We start from the raw sequence: 20,272 nt of genomic DNA on the forward strand, positions 1-20,272 counted from the left end.
AGCTACCGTGCCAGATCCGCCACCACCGCATCCAGCACGATCATGCCGGCGGTCGTGGCGCGCAGGCGAGCGTTGCCGACCGGCGCCACCAGTCCCTCCTCCTGCAGCACCGAGAGCCGCGCGCTCGAAAGACCGCGCCCGGCGAGCGCCTCGTATCGCTGCAGGTCGATGCCTTCGGCGAGCCTTAGGCCCATCAGCAGGAACTCGTCCGCCTCTTCGGAACGCGTCAAAATCTCGCCGCCGGTGACGCCGTGCCCTCTGGCCTCGACCAGATTGGCCCAGGTCTCCGGCATTCTTTCCGCTATCGTCACCGTGCGGCGGCCGTTCTCGACGAAGCGGCCATGCGCGCCCGGCCCGACGCCGACATATTCGCCGTAGCGCCAGTAGGTGAGGTTATGCCGGCTCTCGGCGCCGGGTTGGGCGTGGTTGGAAATCTCGTAGGCCGGCAGGCCATGCGCCGCCGTCACCTCCTGCGTCAGCGCGTAGAGGTCGGCGGCGTGATCGTTGTCGGGCAGCGTGAATTTCCGCGCCGCGTAAAGCGCGTGGAAGGGCGTGCCCTCCTCGATGGTCAGCTGATAGAGCGAAAGATGATCGACGGCATAGCCGATCGCCTGCTCCAGCTCCGCCTCCCACGCCTCCGGCGTCTGGCCGGGCCGCGCGTAGATCAGGTCGAAGGACAGACGCGGAAAGATCTCGCGCGCCAAGCCGATGGCGTGCAGCGCCTCCTCGACATTGTGCAGCCGGCCGAGGAAGCGCAGATCCTTGTCGTTCAGCGCCTGCACGCCCAGCGAGACGCGGTTGACGCCGGCGGCGCGGTAGCCGCGGAAGCGCTCGGCCTCGACCGAGGATGGGTTGGCTTCCAGCGTCACCTCGATGCCGGCCGGCACCGTCCAGTACCTCGCCACGGCCTCCAGGACGGCAGCCACCGTTTCCGGCTTCATCAGCGACGGCGTGCCGCCGCCGAGGAAGATGCTGGTCACCTCGCGCGGGCCGGTGCGGTCGCGCATGGTCGCAAGCTCCGTCTCGAAGGCGCGGGCAAAACGCTCCTGGTCGACCGGCTGGTGGCGGACATGGCTGTTGAAGTCGCAATAAGGGCACTTGGCCGCGCAGAACGGCCAGTGGATGTAGACGCCGAAGCCGGGGGTCCGGTCGAGCGGTATGGTGACCGCGCTCATGCCGATCCTGGTCGCGCCAGATCCAGGCGTGCCAAATCCAGGCGTGCCAGATCCAGGCGTGCTTGCGCGAATTTCTGGAAGGCGCGGGCGCGGTGCGACAGCGCCGTGGCCTGGCCGGGCTTCCAGCCATGCTTTTCTTCCGCGCTCATCTCGCCGAAAGTCTTGTCGAAACCGTTGGGCAGGAACACCGGATCGTAGCCGAAGCCGAGCGTGCCGCGCGGCGGCCAAACAAGCGTGCCTTCCGCTTCGCCGCGATAATATTCGGCTTCGCCGTCCGGAAATGCCAGGCAGATGACGGCGACGAAGCGGCCGGTGCGCTTCGAGGGCTCGGTCGCGCGAGCTTCCTGCAGTGCCGTTTCCGTCTTTTGCATGGCCATGCCGAAATCCCTGCTGCCATCGGGCTTCTCGGCCCAGTTGGCGGTGTAGACCCCCGGCGCGCCGTCGAGCGCGTCGACGCAGAGGCCTGAATCGTCCGACAGCGCCGGCAGGCCGGTGGCCTTGGCGGCTGCGTATGCCTTGATATAGGCGTTCTCCTCGAAGGTGGTGCCGGTCTCGTCGGGTTCGGGCAGGCCGTATTCCTTGGCCGATTTCGCCTCGAAGCCGAACGGCGCCATCAGGTCGGCGAATTCGCGCAGCTTGCCTTCATTGTGGCTGGCGACGACGATCTTCTGTCCATTCAGGGAATGCATCAAAAACCCCAGATCCTTGGCTCGGCGAACTCGATCGAATTGCCCGACGGGTCGCGGAAATAGATCGAATGCCCGCCCTGCGGCCACTCGAAATCGCTTTCGATGGCGATGTTCCTGGCCGCGAGATGCTTGCGCCATGCGGCGATCTCATCGGCGGTCGCGGCGAAGCAGAGGTGCCCTTCGCCGGCCGTGCCGTGCGGCGGCACCTTCAGCCTGGCGTCGGGCGCCGGCGGGATTTTCGTCGCCTCCGCGTTGAAGAGAAGCAATACGCCGTTGCCGCAGCGGAAAAAGACGTGGCGCCCTTCGATCCTGCCCAAGGCTTCGAGGCCGATGATGTCGCGGTAGAAGGCTTCGGCGGCGTGCAGGTCTGTGACATAGAGAGCGGATTCCAGGATAGCGGAGGGTATCACGAGGCCCCCCTCTCTGCCCTGCCGGGCATCTCCCCCTCAAGGGGGGAGATTGGCAGCTTCGGCGAAGGCGCCATTCTTGCAACGCTGGCGATTGGCGAAAGCGGTCGCGACATCTGATCTCCCCCCTTGAGGGGGAGATGGCCGGCAGGCCAGAGAGGGGGGCCCAGGCTCGGCATTGGAAATCCTACGCCACCGCCATCTGCTGCAAGCTCACCAACCGCGAGATACCCTTCTTCGCCAGCCCCATCAGCGCCGCGAACTGCTCCTCGGAAAAGGGCTCGCCTTCCGCCGTACCCTGGATCTCGACGATGCCGCCCTTGCCCGTCATGACGAAATTGGCGTCGGTGCCAGCCGAGGAATCCTCGATATAGTCGAGATCGATGACCGGCTGGCCGTCATGGATGCCGCAGGAAATCGCCGCGACATGGTCCTTCAGCACCTTGGAAACGCTCACCATCTGGCGCGCTTCCATCCAGCGCAGGCAATCATAGAGCGCCACCCAGCCGCCGGTGATCGAGGCGGTGCGGGTGCCGCCATCGGCCTGGATGACGTCGCAATCGACGGTGATCTGCTGCTCGCCCAGGGCCTGCAGGTCGACCACGGCGCGCAAGCTCCGGCCGATCAGCCGCTGGATCTCCAGCGTGCGGCCGCTCTGCTTGCCGGCGGAGGCCTCGCGCCGCATGCGCTCGCCGGTCGAGCGCGGCAGCATGCCGTATTCCGCCGTCACCCAGCCCTTGCCGGAATTGCGCATCCAGGACGGCACTTTTTCCTCCAGGCTCGCCGTGCACAAGACATGCGTGTCGCCGAACTTCACCAGGCACGAGCCTTCGGCATGCTTGGAGACGCCACGCTCGAAGGAGATGGCGCGCATTTCGTCGGCTTGGCGTTTGGAGGGGCGCATTCGGCCTTCTTTCTTGTCGTTTCCGGAATCGTGGCCGGCTTGTAGACGCATGCGGGGCAAGTCGCAAAGGAAAAGGACGCCGCGCGGGAAAACGGGCCGCGCGACTGCGAACGCGCCACCGGTGACCGCAAACGCGGCACCGTGTGACCGCGAGCGCGGCACCGGGTTGCGCCGCCGTAGCTTAAGTCTATATCTTTCGGAAGGAGGTTTCTCGCCGGAATGAACAAACCAGTCGATCCGACGTCGCAGTCGCCGGTACTTCAGTCACTCGACATGCGCTCGCGCGATATCTTCCGGCGGATTGTCGATTCCTATCTGCGCGACGGCGAGCCGGTCGGCTCGCGCAGCCTGTCGCGCATCCTGCCCTCCTCGCTGTCGCCCGCCACCATCCGCAATGTGATGAGCGACCTCGAGCATCTGGGGCTGATCTACGCGCCGCATGTTTCCGCCGGGCGGCTGCCGACCCAGACCGGGCTGCGCTTTTTCGTCGACGCCTTCATGGAGCTGGGCGACCTTTCCGACGACGAGCGCCGCGTCATCGAGGCGCAGGTGCGCGCCTCCGGCTCGGGCGCGACGCTGGAGCATATGCTGACCGAGGCCAGCCAGATGCTGTCGGGCATGTCGCGCGGCGCCGGCCTCGTGCTCGCCTCCAAGCACGAGGTGGCGCTGAAGCACATCGAATTTATCCAGCTCGAGCCCGCAAAGGCACTCGCCGTGCTGGTGTCGCAGAACGGCGATGTCGAGAACCGCGTTGTCGATCTGCCGGCCGGCATCACCGTGTCGCAGCTGCACGAGGCCTCGAACTTCCTCAACGCCCATATCAGGGGGCGCACGCTTGCCGAGGCGCGCATCGAGATCGCCCGCATCAAGGACGAGACCAGAACGGCGCTCGACACGCTGTCGCAGGATCTGGTCGAGAAGGGGCTGGCGGTCTGGGCCGGCGCCGAGAGCGGCCTGCCGGCGCGCCTCATCGTGCGCGGCCGCGCCAACCTCCTGGAAAACGTCACCGCCCAGGCCGATCTTGAGCTCCTGCGTCATCTGTTCGAGGATCTGGAGACGCAGGACGGGCTGCTGCAGCTGCTCGACCTCGCCGAGGAAGGACCTGGCGTGCGCATCTTCATCGGCTCGGAGAACAAGCTGTTTTCGCTGTCCGGCTCGTCGCTGGTCGTCGCCCCCTATCGCGACAAGGACGCCCGCGTCATCGGCGCGCTTGGCGTCATCGGCCCGACCCGCCTGAACTACGCCCGCATCGTGCCGATGGTCGATTACACCGCGCAGCTGATTTCACGAATGCTGCGCTAGGTGTATCGCTATACAGGTGATGTCGGCCCGACCTGAATCTCGACACAGCTGAGGGTGCAAAGGAGAAAAACATGGCGCTGGAATCGCTCAAGGCCCAGATCAGCCTGCTGCTTGAGGAGATGGTGAACCAGCCCGAGGACGAGCACGAGATCCAGGAGCAGCTGCGCGAGAAATTGCGGGAGATGCGCGCAATGGGTCTGCCCTTGCCGGCGGACCTCGTCGAGTTGGAAAAGCGCCTCGACGACGATCTGGATGCCGAAGAGGCCTGAGCCCGAGGCCCGTCAAATCCGCGTGCGCAAGCTTCTCTTTTCGATCGTTTGCCCAATATGTCCTGGCTCTGGGCGCCTGATCGATTGAGGCGCGCTGGCAGACGACGGAGGACAGCCATGATGCGGATCGCCGGCCTTGCGGGCCTCGCGCTGGTCTTTGCCACCGGCGCCTTTGCGCAGCAGGCCGATCAACCCCTGCTCAGCGGTGAAAAGGCCTTCGGCGATTGGAAGGCCGACCGCCCGGGCGTGCGCCGGCTGCTGAAACCTGAGGATTTGCCGAAACCCGATGTGACGGAGTCCGCCTCGAACGGCGGCGGCGTCACCGATCGCCCCGAAGGTGCCAAGCCGAAACTTCCGCCCGGCTTCTCCGCCGAGCTGGTCGCTTCCGGTATCGACAGTCCGCGCGTCGTGCGCGTGGCGCCGAACGGCGACCTCTTCGTCGCCGACAGTCGGGCGAACCAGGTCCGCGTCTATCGCCTTGCGGAAGGCGGCGCGAAGCCCGCGCAGAAGTCGGTCTTCGCCAAGGGCCTAACTCGGCCCTACGGCATCGCCTTCTATCCGCCGGGCGACAAGCCGCAATGGGTCTATGTCGCCAACAGCAACAGCGTCGTCCGCTTTGCCTATCGCGACGGCGACCTGGAAGCGTCGGGCAAGCCGGAAACCATCGTCGCCAAAGTCCCCGCCAGCCATCACTGGACGCGCGACATCGCCTTCTCGCCCGACGGCAAGACGCTCTATCTGTCGGTTGGTTCGGGCTCCAACATCGCCGAGGACATGGGCGCAAAGCCGAAGGGCGGTGTCGAGGCGTGGGCGAGATCGCAGCCGCTGGGCGAGGCCTGGGGTCCTGAACAGGGCCGCGCCGACGTGCTGGCCTTCGATCCCGACGGCAACAACCGCAGGACCGTCGCCACCGGCCTGCGCAACTGCTCCGGCATGACCGTGCAGCCGGCGACGGGCGCGCTCTGGTGCGTCGTCAACGAAAGCGACGAGCTTGGCGACAACATCCCCTTCGAATACGCGACCGCCGTGAAGGACGGGGCCTTCTATGGCTGGCCCTGGTATTACATCGGTGACAACGAGGACCCGCGCCACAAGGGCGCGCGCCCCGACCTCGCCGGCAAGGTCACGGTTCCGGATGTGCTGATGCAGGCGCATTCGGCGCCGCTCAACATCGCCTTCTACGACGGCGGCAATTTCCCGGCTGACTACAAGGGCGATGCCTTCGTCGCGCTGCACGGTTCGTGGAACCGCAACGTCCGCACTGGCTACAAGGTGGTGCGGCTGAGATTCAAGGACGGCAAGCCGACCGGCGAATACGAGGATTTCGCCACCGGCTTCGTCATTTCCGACGACGCGGTCTGGGGGCGGCCGGTCGGCGTCGCCGTAGCCAGGGATGGCGCGCTGATCCTCACCGAGGACGGCAACGGGACCATCTGGCGCATTACGCATGGCGGGTAGGTCCCCCACCTCGTCATTCCAGGGTCTGCGCGCGTCGCTCCGCTCCTTGCTCCGCCCTGGAATGACGACAGGACTGATCGTTTCGGCCAATCTCCAAGGTATGCGGCGTCCCACAAAGGAACCAGCTCCCGGTCGAACTGGCGCAACGAATCCCATTGTGAGGGAATTACCGTCGAACTGGCATCATGATAAAAGCCCGGCTCTCGACAGCGGTCCCCGCAGGACTATACGCCAGGCCAGAACCATGACACTCACCGGATTCCTCGCTTACAGCGCCGCCCTCGGCGTCGCCGCCGCCATTCCCGGCCCGGGCGTCACGGCGCTTGTCGCCCGCGCACTCGGCTCCGGCTTCCGTTCGTCGCTCGCCATGTCGTTCGGCCTGATGCTCGGCGACCTCACCTATCTCACCGCCGTGGTGCTCGGGCTTGCTTTCGTCGCCCAGACCTTCGGCATGGTCTTCCTCGCCATCAAATGGGCCGGCGTCGCCTATCTCGCCTTCCTCGCCTGGCGCTTCTGGACCAGCGGCATCACGCCCGAGACCGTCGAGGCGCGGAAGGCCAAGGGCGGTCTCGTGTCGAGCTTCATCGCCGGGCTGACGGTGACGCTCGGCAATCCCAAGACGATGATCTTCTATCTCGCCATCACGCCGACCATCGTCGACCTGAAGACGATCACGCTCGCCGACTACGCCATCCTTGCGATGCTCACCGTGGCGGTGCTGTTCGTGGTGCTGGTGCCTTACCTGGCGTTGGCCGCCAAGGCGCGCTGGTTCCTGAAATCGCCGCGCGCGCTGAAGGTTCTGAACCGCACCGCCGCCGGCTTCATGATGGGCGCGGCCGCGGCTATCGCGGCGAGGCAGTAGGCTCCAATCTCAACCCGTCCCGGATTCAGCCAAACCATTCCTGAAACCCGCCGCGGCGGAAAATGCTTTTCCGGTCGTGGGCGCTTTTGAGCAACCGCCCCACTCGGATATTTTCGGTCGCCGGCCTATCTTGCGCGGCTGAAAGCCCTATTCTGTTTTTGCCTGTGCCATTGCCTTGGGAGCGAACCAATGAACAAGCCCATCACCTCCGCGCGCGTGCCCGGCCGCGGCCGCGTCTTCAATTCGATCACGGAGACGATTGGCGACACGCCGCTGGTCAGGCTGGACAAGTTCGCCAGGGAGAAGGGCATCGTCGCCAATCTCATGGCCAAGCTCGAATTCTTCAACCCGATCGCTTCGGTCAAGGACCGCATCGGCGTCGCCATGATCGAGGCGCTGGAGGAGGCTGGCAAGATCGCGCCCGGCAAGACCACCCTGATCGAGCCGACCTCCGGCAACACCGGCATCGCGCTCGCCTTCGCCGCCGCCGCCAAGGGCTACAAGCTGATCCTGACCATGCCGGAGACCATGTCGGTCGAGCGCCGCAAGATGCTGGCGCTGCTCGGCGCGGAGCTGGTGCTGACCGAAGGCCCGAAAGGCATGAAGGGCGCCATCGCCAAGGCCGACGAGCTCGCCGCCACACTGCCCAACGCCATCATCCCGCAGCAATTCGAGAATCCGGCCAATCCTGAAATCCACCGCCGCACCACGGCCGAGGAAATCTGGAACGACACCAATGGCGAAGTCGACATTTTCGTTTCCGCCATCGGCACCGGCGGCACCATCACCGGTGTCGGCCAGGTGCTGAAGAAGCGCAAGCCTTCGCTGCAGGTCGTGGCGGTCGAGCCGGAGGCCTCGCCGGTGCTGTCGGGCGGCCAGCCCGGTCCGCACAAGATCCAGGGCATCGGCGCCGGCTTCGCCCCGAAAATCCTCGACACCTCGATCTATGACGAGGTCGTCAGGGTTTCGAACGAGGATTCGGTCGCCAATGCCCGTCTCGTCGCCCGCCTCGAAGGCGTGCCGGTCGGCATCTCGTCGGGCGCAGCACTCCAGGCGGCCATCGTCGTCGGTTCGCGGCCGGAGAACAAGGGCAAGAACCTCGTCGTCGTCATCCCCTCCTTCGCCGAGCGCTATCTCTCGACCATCCTGTTCGACGGGCTGGGGGCTTAGGGCGCGCAAAAGCCCCAGCGCCGAGATCCTTCGCGCCCCCCTCTGCCCTGCCGGGCATCTCCCCCACATGGGGGGAGATTAGCAGCTTCGGCGCCTGGTTCGATTTTACAACGTCGGAGATTGGCGAAAGCCGGCGTGGCGGCCAATCTCCCCCCTCGTGGGGGAGATGTCCGGCAGGACAGAGGGGGGCGCTGTCCCTCCGGCCTCAACAGATTGCCTAACCCCCAACAAGCTTCGCCTTCTCGCCCTGCAGGAAACGCCGCAGCGCCGGGTCGCGCTCGAGGCCGATCGCCCGGTCGTAGGACTGGGCCGCCTGCTTGATGTTGCCGAGCCTGGCCAACAGCCCGGCGCGAGCGGCCCAATAGGGCTGGTAGTCCTGCAGCCGCTTGTCCTCGCCAAGCACGTAAAGCGCCGCCAATCCAGCCGTCGCACCCTCGGTTTCGGCGATCGCCACCGCGCGGTTGATCGCCACCACCGGCGAGCCGGCCACGGCCTGCAGCGCTTCGTAAAGCTGGCGGATCGCCGTCCAGTCCGTGCCGCCGCCGCGCCGGCGCGCCGTATGGGCGGACTGCACGGCGGCCTCGAGCTGGTAGCGGCCGATTATGCTCCTTTGCGCGGCGCGCACCAGCAAGGCTTCCGCCTCGTCGATCAGGCCGTCGTCCCAGAGCGCGATATCCTGCTCGGCCAAAGGCACGAAATCGCCTTCCGGGCCGCGCCTCGCCGAGCGGCGCGCCTCGGCGAACAGCATCAGCGCCAGCAGCCCGAGCGCTTCCGGCTCGTCCGGCATCAGCGAGGCGACCAGCCGACCGAGCCAGATGCCTTCGGTGGCGAGGTTGCGCCGCCGGCTATCGGTGCCGGTCGGGTCCGACCAGCCTTCGGCGAAAGTGGCGTAGATCGCCTCCAGCACAGCGCCCAGCCGCTCGCCCAGCTCCGCCTGCTCCGGCACGCGAAACGGAATCCCGGTTTCGCGGATGCGCACCTTGGCCCGCACCAGCCGCTGTCCCATCGTCGCCGGCGAAACCAGGAAGGCCGAGGCGATCGTCGCGGCGTCGAAACCGAGGATCGTCTGCAGGATCAGCGGCGCGCGCACGCTGGCCTCGATCGCCGGATGGGCGCAGGCAAACATCAGCCGCAGCCGGTCGTCGGGCAGCTCCTCGCCGCGCATGCGCGCCTCCATTTCCTCGGCCATCAGCTGCAGATGATCGCGGGCCGCCTCGCCGGTCAGCCGCCGCCGCACCGCGTCCACGTCGCGCCGGCGCGCCACCGCGAGCAGCCAGGCTTCCGGCTGGGCCGGGACGCCGGTTCGCGGCCAGCGTTCGAGCGCGGCCGCGAAGGCGTCGGCCAGCGCGTCCTCGGCGCCGGCGACGTCGCGCGTGCGGGCCGCGAGCCAGGCCACCAGCTTGCCGTAGCTGCGCCGGGCGGCCGCCTCGGCCGCCGCCCGCGCGATCTCGGAGCGATCATCCATCACAGGGTTCGCTATGCGGCGGCTATGTACTCGGCCATTTCCCAGATCGGCCGCACCTCGACCGTGCCGCTGCTGGACGCGGGGCAACGCGCGCCCCACTCGATGGCCGTGTCGATGTCGGCCGCCTCGATCATGTAGAAACCCGCCAACTGCTCCTTGGTGTCGGCATAGGGGCCGTCGAGCACGTTGGTCTTGCCGTTCGCCAGCCGCACCGCGGTGGCCGCCTGGGTCGGGCGCAGCCGCTCGCCGGCGATATAAGCGCCGGATTTCTTCAGCGCCTCGGTATAGGCGCCGTAGGCGGCGAGGGTCTGCTGGGTCTGCTCTTTTGGCGCATTCGCCATCGCGGCTTCGTCATTGTAGATCAAAAGCATGTATCGCATGGTCTTCTCCGGTTTTGTTGAAGGCCGCATCGTCGCGTGCCGACCTATGTCGTGCGGCCGCGGCCGATTTCGACAGGCGCCTCGAAAATCTTTTCGTCCCCAAAGCAGGCGAGCGCAAGCCGGCGCTTTTCGCCGCCACTCAACCATTCGTCTAGACCATGATCCCGAAAAGTGGATTCCGGTTTTTGGAAAAGATCATGGTCAAGCAGAAAGGTCTGCAATTGCGGGTTGGCATTTGGCTCCTCCCGTTTAAACTCACGAGCTTCGCGCCGGGGAGGCGACGCGGCCGTTTCAGGAGGAGGAAACCATATGCTCGATTTCAGGACGAAATTTGTTGCCGCCGGCGCGCTGGCGCTGTCGCTTGGTCTCGGTGTCGCGACGGCCGGGGCGCAGGAATTCATCAATGTGCTCACCGGCGGAACGTCGGGCGTCTACTATCCGCTCGGGGTTGCCCTGTCGGAGATTTACGGCAAGGGCATAGAGGGCGCGCGCACCCAGGTTCAGGCGACAAAGGCATCGGTCGAGAATCTCAACCTGCTGCAGCAGGGCAAGGGCGAGATCGCCTTTGCGCTCGGCGATTCCGTCAAGATGGCCGCCGAGGGCAACACGGAGGCCGGCTTCCCGGGCAAGCTCGACAAGCTGCGCGGCATTGCCGCGATCTATCCCAATTACATCCAGATCGTCGCCAGCCAGGAATCCGGCATCAAGACGCTCGCCGACCTCAAGGGCAAGAGCCTGTCGGTCGGCGCGCCTGCCTCCGGCACCGAGCTCAACGCGCGCGCCATCTTCGCCGCCGCCGGTCTCAAATACGCGGATCTCGGGCGGGTCGAATATCTGCCCTTCGCCGAGTCGGTCGAGCTGATCAAGAACCGCCAGCTCGACGCCACCTTGCAGTCGGCCGGCCTCGGCGTCGCCTCCATCCGCGATCTCGCGACCTCGCTTCCCATCAACGTCGTCGCCGTGCCGGCCGAGGACGTCGCCAAGATCGGGGCGCCCTATCTTTCCGTGGTTATCCCGAAAGGCACCTATGAGGGCCAGACGGAAGATGTCGCGACCGCCGCGGTCGGCAATTTCCTCATTACCCGCGCCGACGTCTCCGACGAGACCGCCTACCAGATGACCAAGCTGCTGTTCGAGCATCTCGACCAGCTGGCTGCCGCGCATGCCGCCGCCAAGGCGATCGATCCGGCCAAGGCGCTGGACGGCATGCCCGTGGCGCTGCATCCCGGCGCGGAGAAATATTACAGGGAAAAGGGGTTGCTGAAGTAGGAGGGGCCGCGCGGCAATCCGACATGTCTTCACCAAGCGCCCCCTCTCTTCCAATGCTCATCCTGGAGCGCATGGGATGAGCGATCCAGCGTCTGGAACGGCAGCCGACGGCAGCCCGCCCACTTTCCATCTCCCGGTCGCCGAAGAACAGGTCGAAGGCCTGCCGCCCGGCTTTGGCGAAGGCCTCGCCGGCAAGGCGGCCTTCCTCATTGCGGTCGCTTTTTCCGTCTTCCAGATCTACATCGCCGCCTATGGCAGCCTGCCCAGCCAGGTGGTGCGGGCCATGCATGTCGGCTTCCTGCTGCTGCTCGGTTTCGGCCTCGTCGCCAACCTGCGCGCCAGGAGCGCCGCGGCGAAGGCGGGCTTCTGGGTGCTCGGCCTGCTCGGCTTCGGCACCGGCCTCTACAACTGGGTCTTCTACGCCGACCTCATCCGCCGCTCCGGCTTCCTCACCACGCCGGACCTGATCGTCGGCGCGTTGCTTGTGGTGCTCGTCTTCGAAGCCGCCAGGCGGCTGATGGGCCTGCCGCTGGCCGTCATCGCCTTCCTCTTCCTCGCCTATTGCTTCGTCGGCAACCACCTGCCGGCGCCCTTCATCCATCGCGGCTATGATTTTGCGCAGCTGGTCGACACCTTCGCCTATGGCACCGAAGGCATATACGGCACGCCGGTCTATGTCTCGGCCGCCTACATCTTCATCTTCGTCGTCTTTGCCGCCTTCCTCGAACGGGCCGGCATGATCGCGCTGTTCAACGACTTCGCGCTCGGCCTCGTCGGCTCGTGGCGTGGCGGCCCGGCCCAGGTCTGCGTGCTGTCCTCCGCGCTGATGGGCACCATCTCCGGTTCGGGCGTCGCCAATGTCGTCGCCAGCGGCCAGTTCACCATCCCGCTGATGAAGCGCTTCGGTTTCCGCTCCGCCTTTGCCGGCGCGGTCGAGGCGACCTCCTCGATGGGCGGCCAGATCATGCCGCCGGTGATGGGAGCCGTCGCCTTCATCATGGCCGAGACGCTGAACATCCCTTACGCCGAGGTGGTCAAGGCGGCGATCATCCCGGCGCTGCTCTATTTCGGCGCCTGCTTCTGGCAGGTGCATCTGGAGGCCGGCAAGGCCGGCCTGCACGGCATGGCCAAGGCGGAATTGCCCAATCCGTGGGAAGCGGTCAGGAAGCACTGGCCGCTGGTGCTGCCGCTTGCCGTGCTGGTCTATCTGCTCTTTGCCGGCTACACGCCGATCTTCGCCGGCACGATGGGCCTGGCGCTCACCATCGTGCTCATCCTCGGCACGCCGCTGGCAGCCTTGATCGGGCCGCTCGCCTTCCGCTTCGTCTTCTGGCTGGCGCTCGGGCTTGCCGCGGCGTCTTTCATGCGCTTCGGCGTCAATGTGCTCAGCCTCGTCATCGCGGCGCTCGTCATCGCCTGCTTCGCCTTCAAGGGTGGACGCGAGACGCTGCGCATTTGCGTCGACTCGCTTGCCGAAGGAGCGAAGAACGCCCTGCCCGTCGGCATCGCCTGCGCCATCGTCGGCATCGTCATCGGCACGCTGACGCTCACCGGCATCGCTTCCACCTTCATCGGCTGGATCATCTCCATCGGCGAGAACAATTTGTTCCTGTCGCTGGTGTTGACCATGCTCACCTGCCTGGTTCTCGGCATGGGCATTCCGACCATCCCCAATTACATCATCACCTCCTCGCTCGCCGGCCCGGCGCTGCTGTCGCTCGGCGTGCCGCTGGTGGTCAGCCACATGTTCGTCTTCTATTTCGGCATCATGGCGGATCTCACCCCGCCGGTGGCGCTGGCCGCCTTTGCCGCAGCACCCATGGCCAAGGAAAGCGGCCTCAAGATCGGCATCCAGGCGACCAAGCTCGCCATCGCCGGCTTCGTCGTCCCGTTCATGGCGGTCTACACGCCGGCGCTGATGCTGCAGGACGCGGGCCCGATCGCGGCTTCGTTCGGCTATCCCGTCGAGGTCGCCTACATCGTCGTCAAGGCCTGCATGGGCATCGTGCTCTGGGGCGCCGCCGCCGTCGGCTTCCTCGCCCGCCGCATGGCTTGGTGGGAGCGTCTCGTCGCGTTCTGCGCCGGCCTGCTCCTGGTGGCCGCATTGCCGCTCACCGACGAGACCGGCTGGGTGCTGGCGCTGGCCTGGATCGGCTGGCACTGCTGGCGCGCCCGCCGGCTGTCCGCCGCCGGCACCGCATGAGCCTATGTGTCCTCGCCGCCGGCAAGACGGTGACGCTCGCCGTCGCCGCCTTCACGCTGTCCTGGACGCATTCGGTGGAGCGGACGCGCTGGCAGGAGGACTGGACGGTGACGCCGGCCGGGCTGCAGGTCGTTGAGGCGCGGGTCAAGGGCTCCGGCGCCGGCATGGAGCCGCCGGAGGGCTCGGCGTTGCGGAGCGGCTGGTGGGTCTATGCGCCACGGATCGGACCCCAGCCGCGCCTGGTGCTCGCGGCGTCCGGCGCCACCGGGGAAGGCTGGGCGCTGTGCACGGCCGCCGGCTGCCGGGAACTGGGCGAGACGGCCGGCGAACCCACCGTGCTCGAACCGTGCGCCGGCTCGAGCCAGCCGCGGTAGCGCACGATCAGCCCGACGACCGGGTGCGATATCCCGACATGGAAGCGGAAGCGGCCGTCCTCGACGGTTTCGTACGCGTTCGACCGGGGGCAAAGCCACATCGGCAATGGCAGGCCGAGAAAGCTCCAGCGCCGCAGCACGAGCGACAGGCGGTCCTCGCCGGCCACCAGCGCCATGGCGAAGGTGAGGGGGCCGAAGCGCTCGCAAAGCAGCCGCTCCGAGCGGCTACGTCCGGCAAATTGCCGGCTCGAAAAACCGTGAGTTCCGAAAGTCCGCGTCCAGGTCTCGCCTTGCCAGTCGATAACGAAACGCACCTTGACGGGGACATCGGCTGCAGCAGGTGGGAAGCCGGCCATGCGCGCGGCAAGCCGGCTAAGAATACCGCCGCCGCGCTCCACGCTCGCACTTCCTTCCGCCATAGCCGCTCCCTCATGCATGGCGCGGATTTCAGCTGGAAGGCTTTTCCACGCATCGCCGAGCAGGTCGGGATAGAGAGCCTTTCCCTTGTCGGTGTCGCCCCTGAAGCCGGTGTGGATCGTCTTGCCGGCAAACAGCGCTTCATAGTCCGCGAGCTCGACGTCGCGCACCGCCGCCCGGGCGCCTGGTGCTGGCATGCGGCCGTCGAGCGCCTTGCGGACGATCGCCTCGACCGCCATGGACGGGATCAGCGGGCCGTCATCGCCCTCGGCCAACAGGTGCCAGGATCGTTTGCTTGGTCTGCCCTCTGCATCCACGCAGTCGACCTCGACGAACATGCCGCCGCGATGCTCACCCCATGACAGCCGGTTGGTCGCCCAGCGCATCAGCGGCGCCAGCGGCGACAGCGATCGCGCCAGGCCGGCGCGGACCATCCAGGCCAAGCCGATCAGCGCGCGGTGCAGCACCTCGGGCACAGGCCCGGCGCCCATCCAGATCGTGCTCGCTTCCGGCCACAGCGCCTGCAGCGCGCGCAGGTCCGGCACGTCGACCAGCGAGAACAAGGTGTTCCTCACCGGCACACGCCCGGGCGGCGCGATCGTGTACCGCATCTGCTCGGTGAGCGGGTAACCCTCGGCCGGCCTGCCGCCGCGCTGCAGCCGCACCGCCCGGCCGGCATAGCTCGCGATGGCGCGGATGACGTTCTCGCCGACGCCGGCGAAAGGCGACGGTGCGATGCCGCCACGGATGGTGTCGACGCGCGCCATGCCGGTCGAAAGATGCCGCACCACGGCGGCCGTCAGCACCGGGAAGCTCGACACCCCGGACAGCACGACGACGCCGGCCGCCCTGGCTGCCGCGTCGAAAGCGGAGACCCCGGCGACGAAGTCCGAACCGTCGGCAAGGTCGAAATAATGGATGCGCGCGGCGATGCAGGCCTCGACCAGCCGGTAGCGCCCCTCGCCATAGGCCTGGAACGGACCGCTGGCGTCGACGACGATGTCGGGCAGCATGCCGGCGAGTTGCGCGCCAAGCTCGCCGTCGCGGTCGAACGTCGCCGGCACCAGCCTGGCCTTGGTCATGCCTCGGTGTTTGCAGTAAGCCTCGGCCTTGGCGAGCGACCGGCCGGCGATGATCAGCTCGAGGCGCGGCTCGTTCTCCAGCAATTGGACGATGCGTCCGCCGAAGGTGCCGTAGCCGCCGACGATGAGAAGCTTCATGCCATGCCCCCAAGCCAATCGCCGTCAGCCGATCAACCGCTCCCGCAACTCGGCCGAAGGAATGTCGCAACTGTCCTTGCGGCCGAACAGCGCGTAGCGGTTTTTGGCGACGCGGTCGTAGAGCCAGTCGCGCAGCGGCCGCGGCAGGATGAGCAGCGTCTTCGCAATGCGCCATGGCCAGCCAAGCGCGGCCATGACCGCGACGAAACTGTCGAGCTTCGTAAAGGCCGCGCCGTCGATGATGGCGAGGTTGCTGTCGTAATCGTCGGTCGGCAGGCCGTGCTGGCGAAACAGCGCCTCGCCCAGCGGCGATTGCGCCGTTGCGAAACGGAAGCGTTTTTTCCGGTCGAGCTTGAGGATGAGCTGGACGAAGCCCGAGCAGAACACGCAGACGCCGTCGAAGACGATCAGCGGCTGGCTGGCGTCGTAGGCCTGGCGCGGGAAGGTAGGACGTTCGGGCAGGTCGGTCATGGCGGCCTCGGCTGCTTGTGACCCCTTACGCTAGACCAAGGGGACCCTAAGCCAGGGGAGACACTAAGCCAGCCGGCGGCGGCGTCAAAGTCGCGGCGTTGTCGCACGCCATGTGGCGGCGAGCGCAAGGCGTTCGGCGCGATAGGTGGTAGTGCGCTGGTCGGCGGCCGGCCGGCAGATGCGGCTGTGGTGGGCGCGTTCGCGGGTCATGATCAGTTCGCGCTGACGCCCAGCGAGTTGCCGCGGCGCGCGCAGGCAGGGCCCGGGCCGCGCATGTAATAGCGCTCCGGCCGATAGGTCGGCGCGACGAATTCGCGAATGGCGGCGGCGTAGCCGGCGATGTGGTTCCAGAAGTTCATTTTACTGTCCCTGTCCCGCTTTCGGATGTCCGTCCGAATTGTTCGAGAGCATAGCGTCGAGGCGTGAATAGTCGGTGAACGTGATGTTAATTTCTGGTCCGAAACACGTTGCATCGTGGCTGGATTGCGGCTGATTCGCGGTCTTTCGGTGCCTTTCGTCGCCTTTCCAGGCCGTGTGACTTTTGCATCACATATGTTTCGTTCCGATGTCGCTTGCGCGTGCTTCTGTTTCACGCTCGGGTGGCGCCGGGAAATATCATTGCTTGCCGCAAGCGGCACCGGCCAGGTCCCTCTCGGAACCCGAGCAAGCCTCCGCCCGTTGCGGTAAAGTTGCATCGCAGAAGTTCGCCGCAGGAGTTTCGCCATGGCGCCACGCCCGGCCTGGAAGGGCTATCTCAAACTGTCGCTGGTCACCTGCGCCATCGAGCTGACCAACGTCGTCACCCATGCCGAGAAAGTCTCTTTCCGCATCCTCAACCGCAAGACCGGCAACACCGTCAAACGCATCTATGTCGATGCCGGGACCGGCAAGCCGCTTGAAGAGGGCGACGAGATCAAGGGCTATGAGGTGAGCGACGGCGATTTCGTCCATATCGAGGAGGACGAGATCGAGGCGGTGCAGATCGAATCCTCGCACACGATGAGCCTCGACGGCTTCGTCGAGAAATCCTCGATCGAACAAATCTATCTCGACACGCCCTATTATGTCTCGCCGGCCGACAAGGTCTCGGAAGAAGCCTTCGCCGTCATCCGCGACGCCATGGCGGCCCGGAAGATGGCCGGCCTGGCGCGCATCGTGCTTTATCAGCGAGAGCGCCCGGTGGTGATCGAGCCACTCGGCAAGGGCATGGTGCTGACCACCTTGCGCTATGACGACACGGTGCGCCGGCCGGCGACGGTGTTCGAGGACATCGCGGCGGCCAGGACCGACAAGGAGATGATCGACCTCGCCCAGCACATCATCGACGGCAAGAAGACGAAGTTCGACCCGTCGAAATTCGACGACCGCTACGAGGACGCGCTGCTCGAGCTGATCCGCGCCAAGAAGGCGGGCAAGAAGGCGCCCAAGGCCAAGGCGCCGCCGAAGCCGTCCAATGTGGTCAACCTGTTCGATGCGTTGAAGAAGAGCCTCAACGCGGGAGGCGGCGGCAAAGCGGGCAAGTCTTCAAAGACTTCGGCGCGGCGGCCGAAAGCCAAAGCGTCCGCGCCAAAACGCAAATCCGCATAGGAGGATGGCGGCATGGCCGGCCTCGAGCAGTATCACGCCAAGCGCGACTTCAAGAAGACCGCCGAGCCGGCCGGCAAGGTCGGCAGGCAAAAGCAAGGCGGCGGCATCTTCGTCGTCCAGAAGCATGCCGCGACGCGGCTCCACTATGATTTCCGGCTGGAGCATGACGGCGTGCTGTGGAGCTGGGCGGTGACGCGCGGCCCGAGCCTCGATCCGCATGAGAAGCGGCTGGCCGTGCATGTCGAGGATCATCCGATCGACTACGCGTCCTTCGAAGGCACCATTCCGAAGGGCCAATATGGCGGCGGCTCGGTCATCGTCTGGGACGAGGGCAAGTGGATGCCGGATGGCGATCCGGCCAAGGGCATGAAGAAGGGCCATATCGACTTTGAGCTCGAGGGCCACAAGCTCAACGGCCGCTGGCATCTGGTCAGGCTGCGGCCCCGCCCGGGCGAGAAGCGCGACAACTGGCTGCTGATCAAATCCGACGATGCCGCCGCCCGGCCCGGCGAGGATGTTCTCGAGGAAGAACCGAAATCGGTGAAGTCGGGCCTGACCATCGAGGAGGTGGGCGAAGGCAAGGCCGCCAGGGGCGAGAAGCCGAAAGTCTGGCAATCCAACAGGCCGGCCGCCGCCAAGACCAAGGCCGGGCCTGGCAAGCGTCTCGACTTCATCGAGCCGCAGTTGGCGACGCTGGAAAGGGATGCGCCCGCCGGCGAGGACTGGCTGCACGAGGTGAAATTCGACGGCTACCGCATGCAAGCGCAGATCGCCGGCAGCGAGGTCAGGCTGCTCACCCGCGCCGGCCTCGACTGGACGGAAAAGTTCGACGGTCCGGTCACAGGTGCACTGGCGGGGCTGAAATGCCGCGACGCCATCATCGACGGCGAGATCGTGGTGTTGGCCGACAGCGGCGTGTCGTCCTTCCCCTTGCTGCAGGCAGATCTGTCGGCCCGACGCGCCGACCGCTTCGTCTACTATGTCTTCGACCTGATGCGGCTTGACGGCAAGGATCTGCGCCGCGAACCCGTGGTCGAACGCAAGCAGGCCCTGGCCGAACTGCTCGGCGAGCAGCCCGAACATTCGGCGCTGCGCTTCAGCGACCATTTCCACGAGCCCGGCAAGGTCATGCTGCAGCATGTCTGCCGCATGGGCCTGGAAGGCGTGGTGTCGAAACGCGCCGACGCGCCCTACCGCAGCGGGCGGGGGCTCTCCTGGATCAAGTCCAAATGCACGCTGCGCCAGGAATTCGTCATCGGCGGCTATCTGCCCTCGGACAAGACCGGACGCGGCCTGCGCTCGCTGCTGGTCGGGTTCAACGAAGGCGGCAAGCTGCACTATGCCGGCCGTGTCGGCACCGGCTTTTCCGGCAAGGTGATGACCGATTTGAAGAAGAAGCTCGACGGCCTCAAGGCGAAGGGCTCGCCATTCTCGGCCGCCGTGCCCAAGGGCAAGGGCCTCACCTTCGTCAAGCCGGAACTTGTCGGCGAGGTGGAGTTCCGCAGCTGGACTTCCGACCGTATAATCCGCCACGCCTCGTTCCAGGGGCTTCGCGAAGACAAGCCGGCGGAGGAAGTCGTGCAGGAAAAGCCGAAGAAGGCCGAAACCGGAGCGAAGCCGGGTACAAAGACCGCGCCGAAAGCTTCGGCCGGAACGGCGAAGACCTCGATAAAGCTGTCGCATCCCGACAAGCTGCTGTGGCCCGACGAGAAGGTTTCGAAACAGGACCTGCTCGGTCACTACGCGCTGGTCTGGCCGCGCATGGCTGAATTCGTCGTCAACCGGCCGCTGAGCCTGGTGCGCGCGCCGGACGGCATCCACGGCCAGCGCTTCTTCCAGAAACACGCCTCGCCAGGCATGAGCGACAAGATCGCCCGCATGAAAGATCCGACCGACGGCGAGGAGATCCTCTACATCAAGGATTTCGACGGGCTGGCCGCGCTTGTCCAGTACGGCGTGGTCGAGGTGCATATCTGGGGCTCGACGATCGATGAACTGGAAAAGCCGGACCAGATCATCTTCGACCTCGATCCGGACGAAGGCGTCGATGTCGGCAAAGTGCGCGAGGCGGCGCTCGACATCCACAAGCAGCTCGACGAGCTGTCGCTGCCGAACCTGGTCAAGACCTCAGGCGGCAAGGGCTATCACGTGCTGGTGCCGCTGAAGCCGTCGGCCGACTGGGACGAGGTCAAGGACTTTGCCCATGACTTCGCCCGCGCGCTCGAGCAGGCCGCACCCGACCGCTACACGGCGACGCTGTCGAAGAAGGCGCGTACCGGCAAGATCTTCGTCGACTATCTGCGCAACGGCAGGGGGTCGACCACGGTCGCGCCCTATTCCTCGCGCGCCAAGAAGGGCGCGACGATATCGATGCCGGTGACCTGGCCTGAGATCGAAAAGGGCTTGGCGCCGAATGCTTTCCCGCTGGGGGACGAGACGACGCTGAAGCAATTGAAGAAGGCGGATCCGTGGGCGGAGTTCTTCAAGCTGGGGAAACCGCTGAAGCGGGGGTGATCGCGGGCAAGACGCAAAGTAGCCTATGCCGAGATCCTTCGCCCCCCTCTCTGTCCTGCCGGACATCTCCCCCTCAAGGGGGGAGATCGGCAGCTTTGGCGCGGGGCCTCTTCTGCAACGTTGACGATTGGCGAAA

The 20,272-nt window shown here is 66.1% G+C and carries 18 protein-coding genes and 1 pseudogene; 10 read left to right on the plus strand and 9 right to left on the minus strand.

Annotated features, from left to right (window positions below; all coding sequences use genetic code 11):
• Positions 1-2: 2 nt before the first annotated feature.
• From hemW to rph, 4 genes are all read right to left on the minus strand, one after another.
• Positions 3-1,175: a radical SAM family heme chaperone HemW gene (gene hemW / locus FJW07_RS27260; protein WP_140859414.1), complete on the minus strand. Its 1,173-nt coding sequence runs from the start codon at positions 1,173-1,175 to the stop codon at positions 3-5.
• Positions 1,172-1,864, minus strand: coding sequence for an RdgB/HAM1 family non-canonical purine NTP pyrophosphatase (gene rdgB, locus FJW07_RS27265; protein ID WP_140859415.1), 693 nt, complete (start codon positions 1,862-1,864; stop codon positions 1,172-1,174). The genes hemW and rdgB overlap by 4 nt, the downstream gene beginning before the upstream one ends.
• Positions 1,864-2,274: a VOC family protein gene (locus FJW07_RS27270; RefSeq protein WP_140859416.1), complete on the minus strand. Its 411-nt coding sequence runs from the start codon at positions 2,272-2,274 to the stop codon at positions 1,864-1,866. Before FJW07_RS27270 ends, rdgB begins: the two co-directional genes overlap by 1 nt.
• A 184-nt stretch (positions 2,275-2,458) precedes the next feature.
• Positions 2,459-3,175, minus strand: coding sequence for a ribonuclease PH (gene rph / locus FJW07_RS27280; RefSeq protein WP_140859417.1), 717 nt, complete (start codon positions 3,173-3,175; stop codon positions 2,459-2,461).
• A 219-nt stretch (positions 3,176-3,394) separates the two neighbouring features.
• Here rph and hrcA point away from each other — a divergent pair, with 219 nt between their 5' ends.
• The 5 genes from hrcA to cysK all read left to right on the plus strand — a co-directional run bounded on the left by hrcA (position 3,395) and on the right by cysK (position 8,236).
• Positions 3,395-4,477 carry a heat-inducible transcriptional repressor HrcA gene (gene hrcA, locus FJW07_RS27285; RefSeq protein ID WP_140859418.1) on the plus strand — a complete coding sequence of 361 codons (1,083 nt, stop codon included), beginning with the start codon at positions 3,395-3,397 and terminating at the stop codon, positions 4,475-4,477.
• Between the two features lie 71 nt (positions 4,478-4,548).
• A complete protein-coding gene (locus tag FJW07_RS27290; RefSeq protein WP_095767926.1) occupies positions 4,549-4,746 on the plus strand; it encodes a hypothetical protein in 198 nt (65 codons plus the stop codon).
• A gap of 117 nt (positions 4,747-4,863) precedes the next feature.
• Entirely contained in the window at positions 4,864-6,204 is a 1,341-nt protein-coding gene (locus FJW07_RS27295; protein WP_140859419.1) for a sorbosone dehydrogenase family protein, read from the plus strand.
• Positions 6,205-6,448: 244 nt separating this feature from the next.
• On the plus strand, positions 6,449-7,066 hold the full coding sequence (locus FJW07_RS27300) for a LysE family translocator (RefSeq protein ID WP_140645935.1): 618 nt from the start codon (positions 6,449-6,451) through the stop codon (positions 7,064-7,066).
• Between the two features lie 189 nt (positions 7,067-7,255).
• Complete coding sequence (cysK, locus tag FJW07_RS27305) at positions 7,256-8,236, plus strand: cysteine synthase A (protein WP_140859420.1); 981 nt, start codon at positions 7,256-7,258, stop codon at positions 8,234-8,236.
• Positions 8,237-8,453: 217 nt separating this feature from the next.
• Here cysK and FJW07_RS27315 read toward each other — a convergent pair whose 3' ends face one another.
• Entirely contained in the window at positions 8,454-9,701 is a 1,248-nt protein-coding gene (locus FJW07_RS27315; RefSeq protein WP_140859421.1) for an RNA polymerase sigma factor, read from the minus strand.
• Between the two features lie 11 nt (positions 9,702-9,712).
• Positions 9,713-10,081, minus strand: coding sequence for a YciI family protein (locus tag FJW07_RS27320; protein ID WP_140658202.1), 369 nt, complete (start codon positions 10,079-10,081; stop codon positions 9,713-9,715).
• Positions 10,082-10,390: 309 nt separating this feature from the next.
• Between FJW07_RS27320 and FJW07_RS27325 the strand changes: the two genes are divergently transcribed.
• The 3 genes from FJW07_RS27325 (at position 10,391) to FJW07_RS27335 (ending at position 13,927) form a co-directional block, all read left to right on the plus strand.
• Complete coding sequence (locus FJW07_RS27325) at positions 10,391-11,350, plus strand: TAXI family TRAP transporter solute-binding subunit (protein ID WP_140859422.1); 960 nt, start codon at positions 10,391-10,393, stop codon at positions 11,348-11,350.
• Positions 11,351-11,426: 76 nt separating this feature from the next.
• Entirely contained in the window at positions 11,427-13,553 is a 2,127-nt protein-coding gene (locus tag FJW07_RS27330) for a TRAP transporter permease (RefSeq protein ID WP_140859423.1), read from the plus strand.
• Positions 13,550-13,927, plus strand: a complete 378-nt coding sequence (locus FJW07_RS27335) for a DUF1850 domain-containing protein (protein ID WP_140859424.1) — start codon at positions 13,550-13,552, stop codon at positions 13,925-13,927. The genes FJW07_RS27330 and FJW07_RS27335 overlap by 4 nt, the downstream gene beginning before the upstream one ends.
• Before the next feature lie 44 nt (positions 13,928-13,971).
• On the opposite strand, the pseudogene FJW07_RS27340 reads toward FJW07_RS27335, so the two are convergent.
• The 3 genes and pseudogenes from FJW07_RS27340 to FJW07_RS27350 form a co-directional block, all read right to left on the minus strand.
• Positions 13,972-15,564: pseudogene (locus tag FJW07_RS27340) on the minus strand (DUF4166 domain-containing protein); the annotation flags it as partial.
• Positions 15,565-15,588: 24 nt separating this feature from the next.
• Positions 15,589-16,035 (minus strand): thiol-disulfide oxidoreductase DCC family protein, encoded by a 447-nt coding sequence (locus tag FJW07_RS27345; RefSeq protein WP_140859425.1) that lies wholly within the window; start codon positions 16,033-16,035, stop codon positions 15,589-15,591.
• Between the two features lie 212 nt (positions 16,036-16,247).
• Positions 16,248-16,394 carry a hypothetical protein gene (locus tag FJW07_RS27350; protein WP_108702809.1) on the minus strand — a complete coding sequence of 49 codons (147 nt, stop codon included), beginning with the start codon at positions 16,392-16,394 and terminating at the stop codon, positions 16,248-16,250.
• A gap of 364 nt (positions 16,395-16,758) precedes the next feature.
• On the opposite strand from FJW07_RS27350, the gene FJW07_RS27355 reads away from it, so the two are divergent.
• Complete coding sequence (locus tag FJW07_RS27355; protein ID WP_140859426.1) at positions 16,759-17,622, plus strand: Ku protein; 864 nt, start codon at positions 16,759-16,761, stop codon at positions 17,620-17,622.
• A gap of 12 nt (positions 17,623-17,634) precedes the next feature.
• On the plus strand, positions 17,635-20,136 hold the full coding sequence (gene ligD, locus FJW07_RS27360; RefSeq protein WP_140859427.1) for a DNA ligase D: 2,502 nt from the start codon (positions 17,635-17,637) through the stop codon (positions 20,134-20,136).
• Positions 20,137-20,272 lie beyond the last annotated feature (136 nt).

Source organism: Mesorhizobium sp. B3-1-9 (genome assembly GCF_006439595.1).
GTDB lineage: Bacteria > Pseudomonadota > Alphaproteobacteria > Rhizobiales > Rhizobiaceae > Mesorhizobium.

Coding starts and splice junctions, on each gene's coding strand:
- hemW (WP_140859414.1), bottom strand. CDS start 1,175: ATGAGCGCGGTCACCATACCGCTCGACCGGACCCCCGGCTTCGGCGTC.
- rdgB (WP_140859415.1), bottom strand. CDS start 1,864: ATGCATTCCCTGAATGGACAGAAGATCGTCGTCGCCAGCCACAATGAA.
- rph (WP_140859417.1), bottom strand. CDS start 3,175: ATGCGCCCCTCCAAACGCCAAGCCGACGAAATGCGCGCCATCTCCTTC.
- hrcA (WP_140859418.1), top strand. CDS start 3,395: ATGAACAAACCAGTCGATCCGACGTCGCAGTCGCCGGTACTTCAGTCA.
- FJW07_RS27290 (WP_095767926.1), top strand. CDS start 4,549: ATGGCGCTGGAATCGCTCAAGGCCCAGATCAGCCTGCTGCTTGAGGAG.
- FJW07_RS27295 (WP_140859419.1), top strand. CDS start 4,864: ATGATGCGGATCGCCGGCCTTGCGGGCCTCGCGCTGGTCTTTGCCACC.
- FJW07_RS27300 (WP_140645935.1), top strand. CDS start 6,449: ATGACACTCACCGGATTCCTCGCTTACAGCGCCGCCCTCGGCGTCGCC.
- cysK (WP_140859420.1), top strand. CDS start 7,256: ATGAACAAGCCCATCACCTCCGCGCGCGTGCCCGGCCGCGGCCGCGTC.
- FJW07_RS27315 (WP_140859421.1), bottom strand. CDS start 9,701: ATGGATGATCGCTCCGAGATCGCGCGGGCGGCGGCCGAGGCGGCCGCC.
- FJW07_RS27320 (WP_140658202.1), bottom strand. CDS start 10,081: ATGCGATACATGCTTTTGATCTACAATGACGAAGCCGCGATGGCGAAT.
- FJW07_RS27325 (WP_140859422.1), top strand. CDS start 10,391: ATGCTCGATTTCAGGACGAAATTTGTTGCCGCCGGCGCGCTGGCGCTG.
- FJW07_RS27330 (WP_140859423.1), top strand. CDS start 11,427: ATGAGCGATCCAGCGTCTGGAACGGCAGCCGACGGCAGCCCGCCCACT.
- FJW07_RS27335 (WP_140859424.1), top strand. CDS start 13,550: ATGAGCCTATGTGTCCTCGCCGCCGGCAAGACGGTGACGCTCGCCGTC.
- FJW07_RS27345 (WP_140859425.1), bottom strand. CDS start 16,035: ATGACCGACCTGCCCGAACGTCCTACCTTCCCGCGCCAGGCCTACGAC.
- FJW07_RS27350 (WP_108702809.1), bottom strand. CDS start 16,394: ATGAACTTCTGGAACCACATCGCCGGCTACGCCGCCGCCATTCGCGAA.
- FJW07_RS27355 (WP_140859426.1), top strand. CDS start 16,759: ATGGCGCCACGCCCGGCCTGGAAGGGCTATCTCAAACTGTCGCTGGTC.
- ligD (WP_140859427.1), top strand. CDS start 17,635: ATGGCCGGCCTCGAGCAGTATCACGCCAAGCGCGACTTCAAGAAGACC.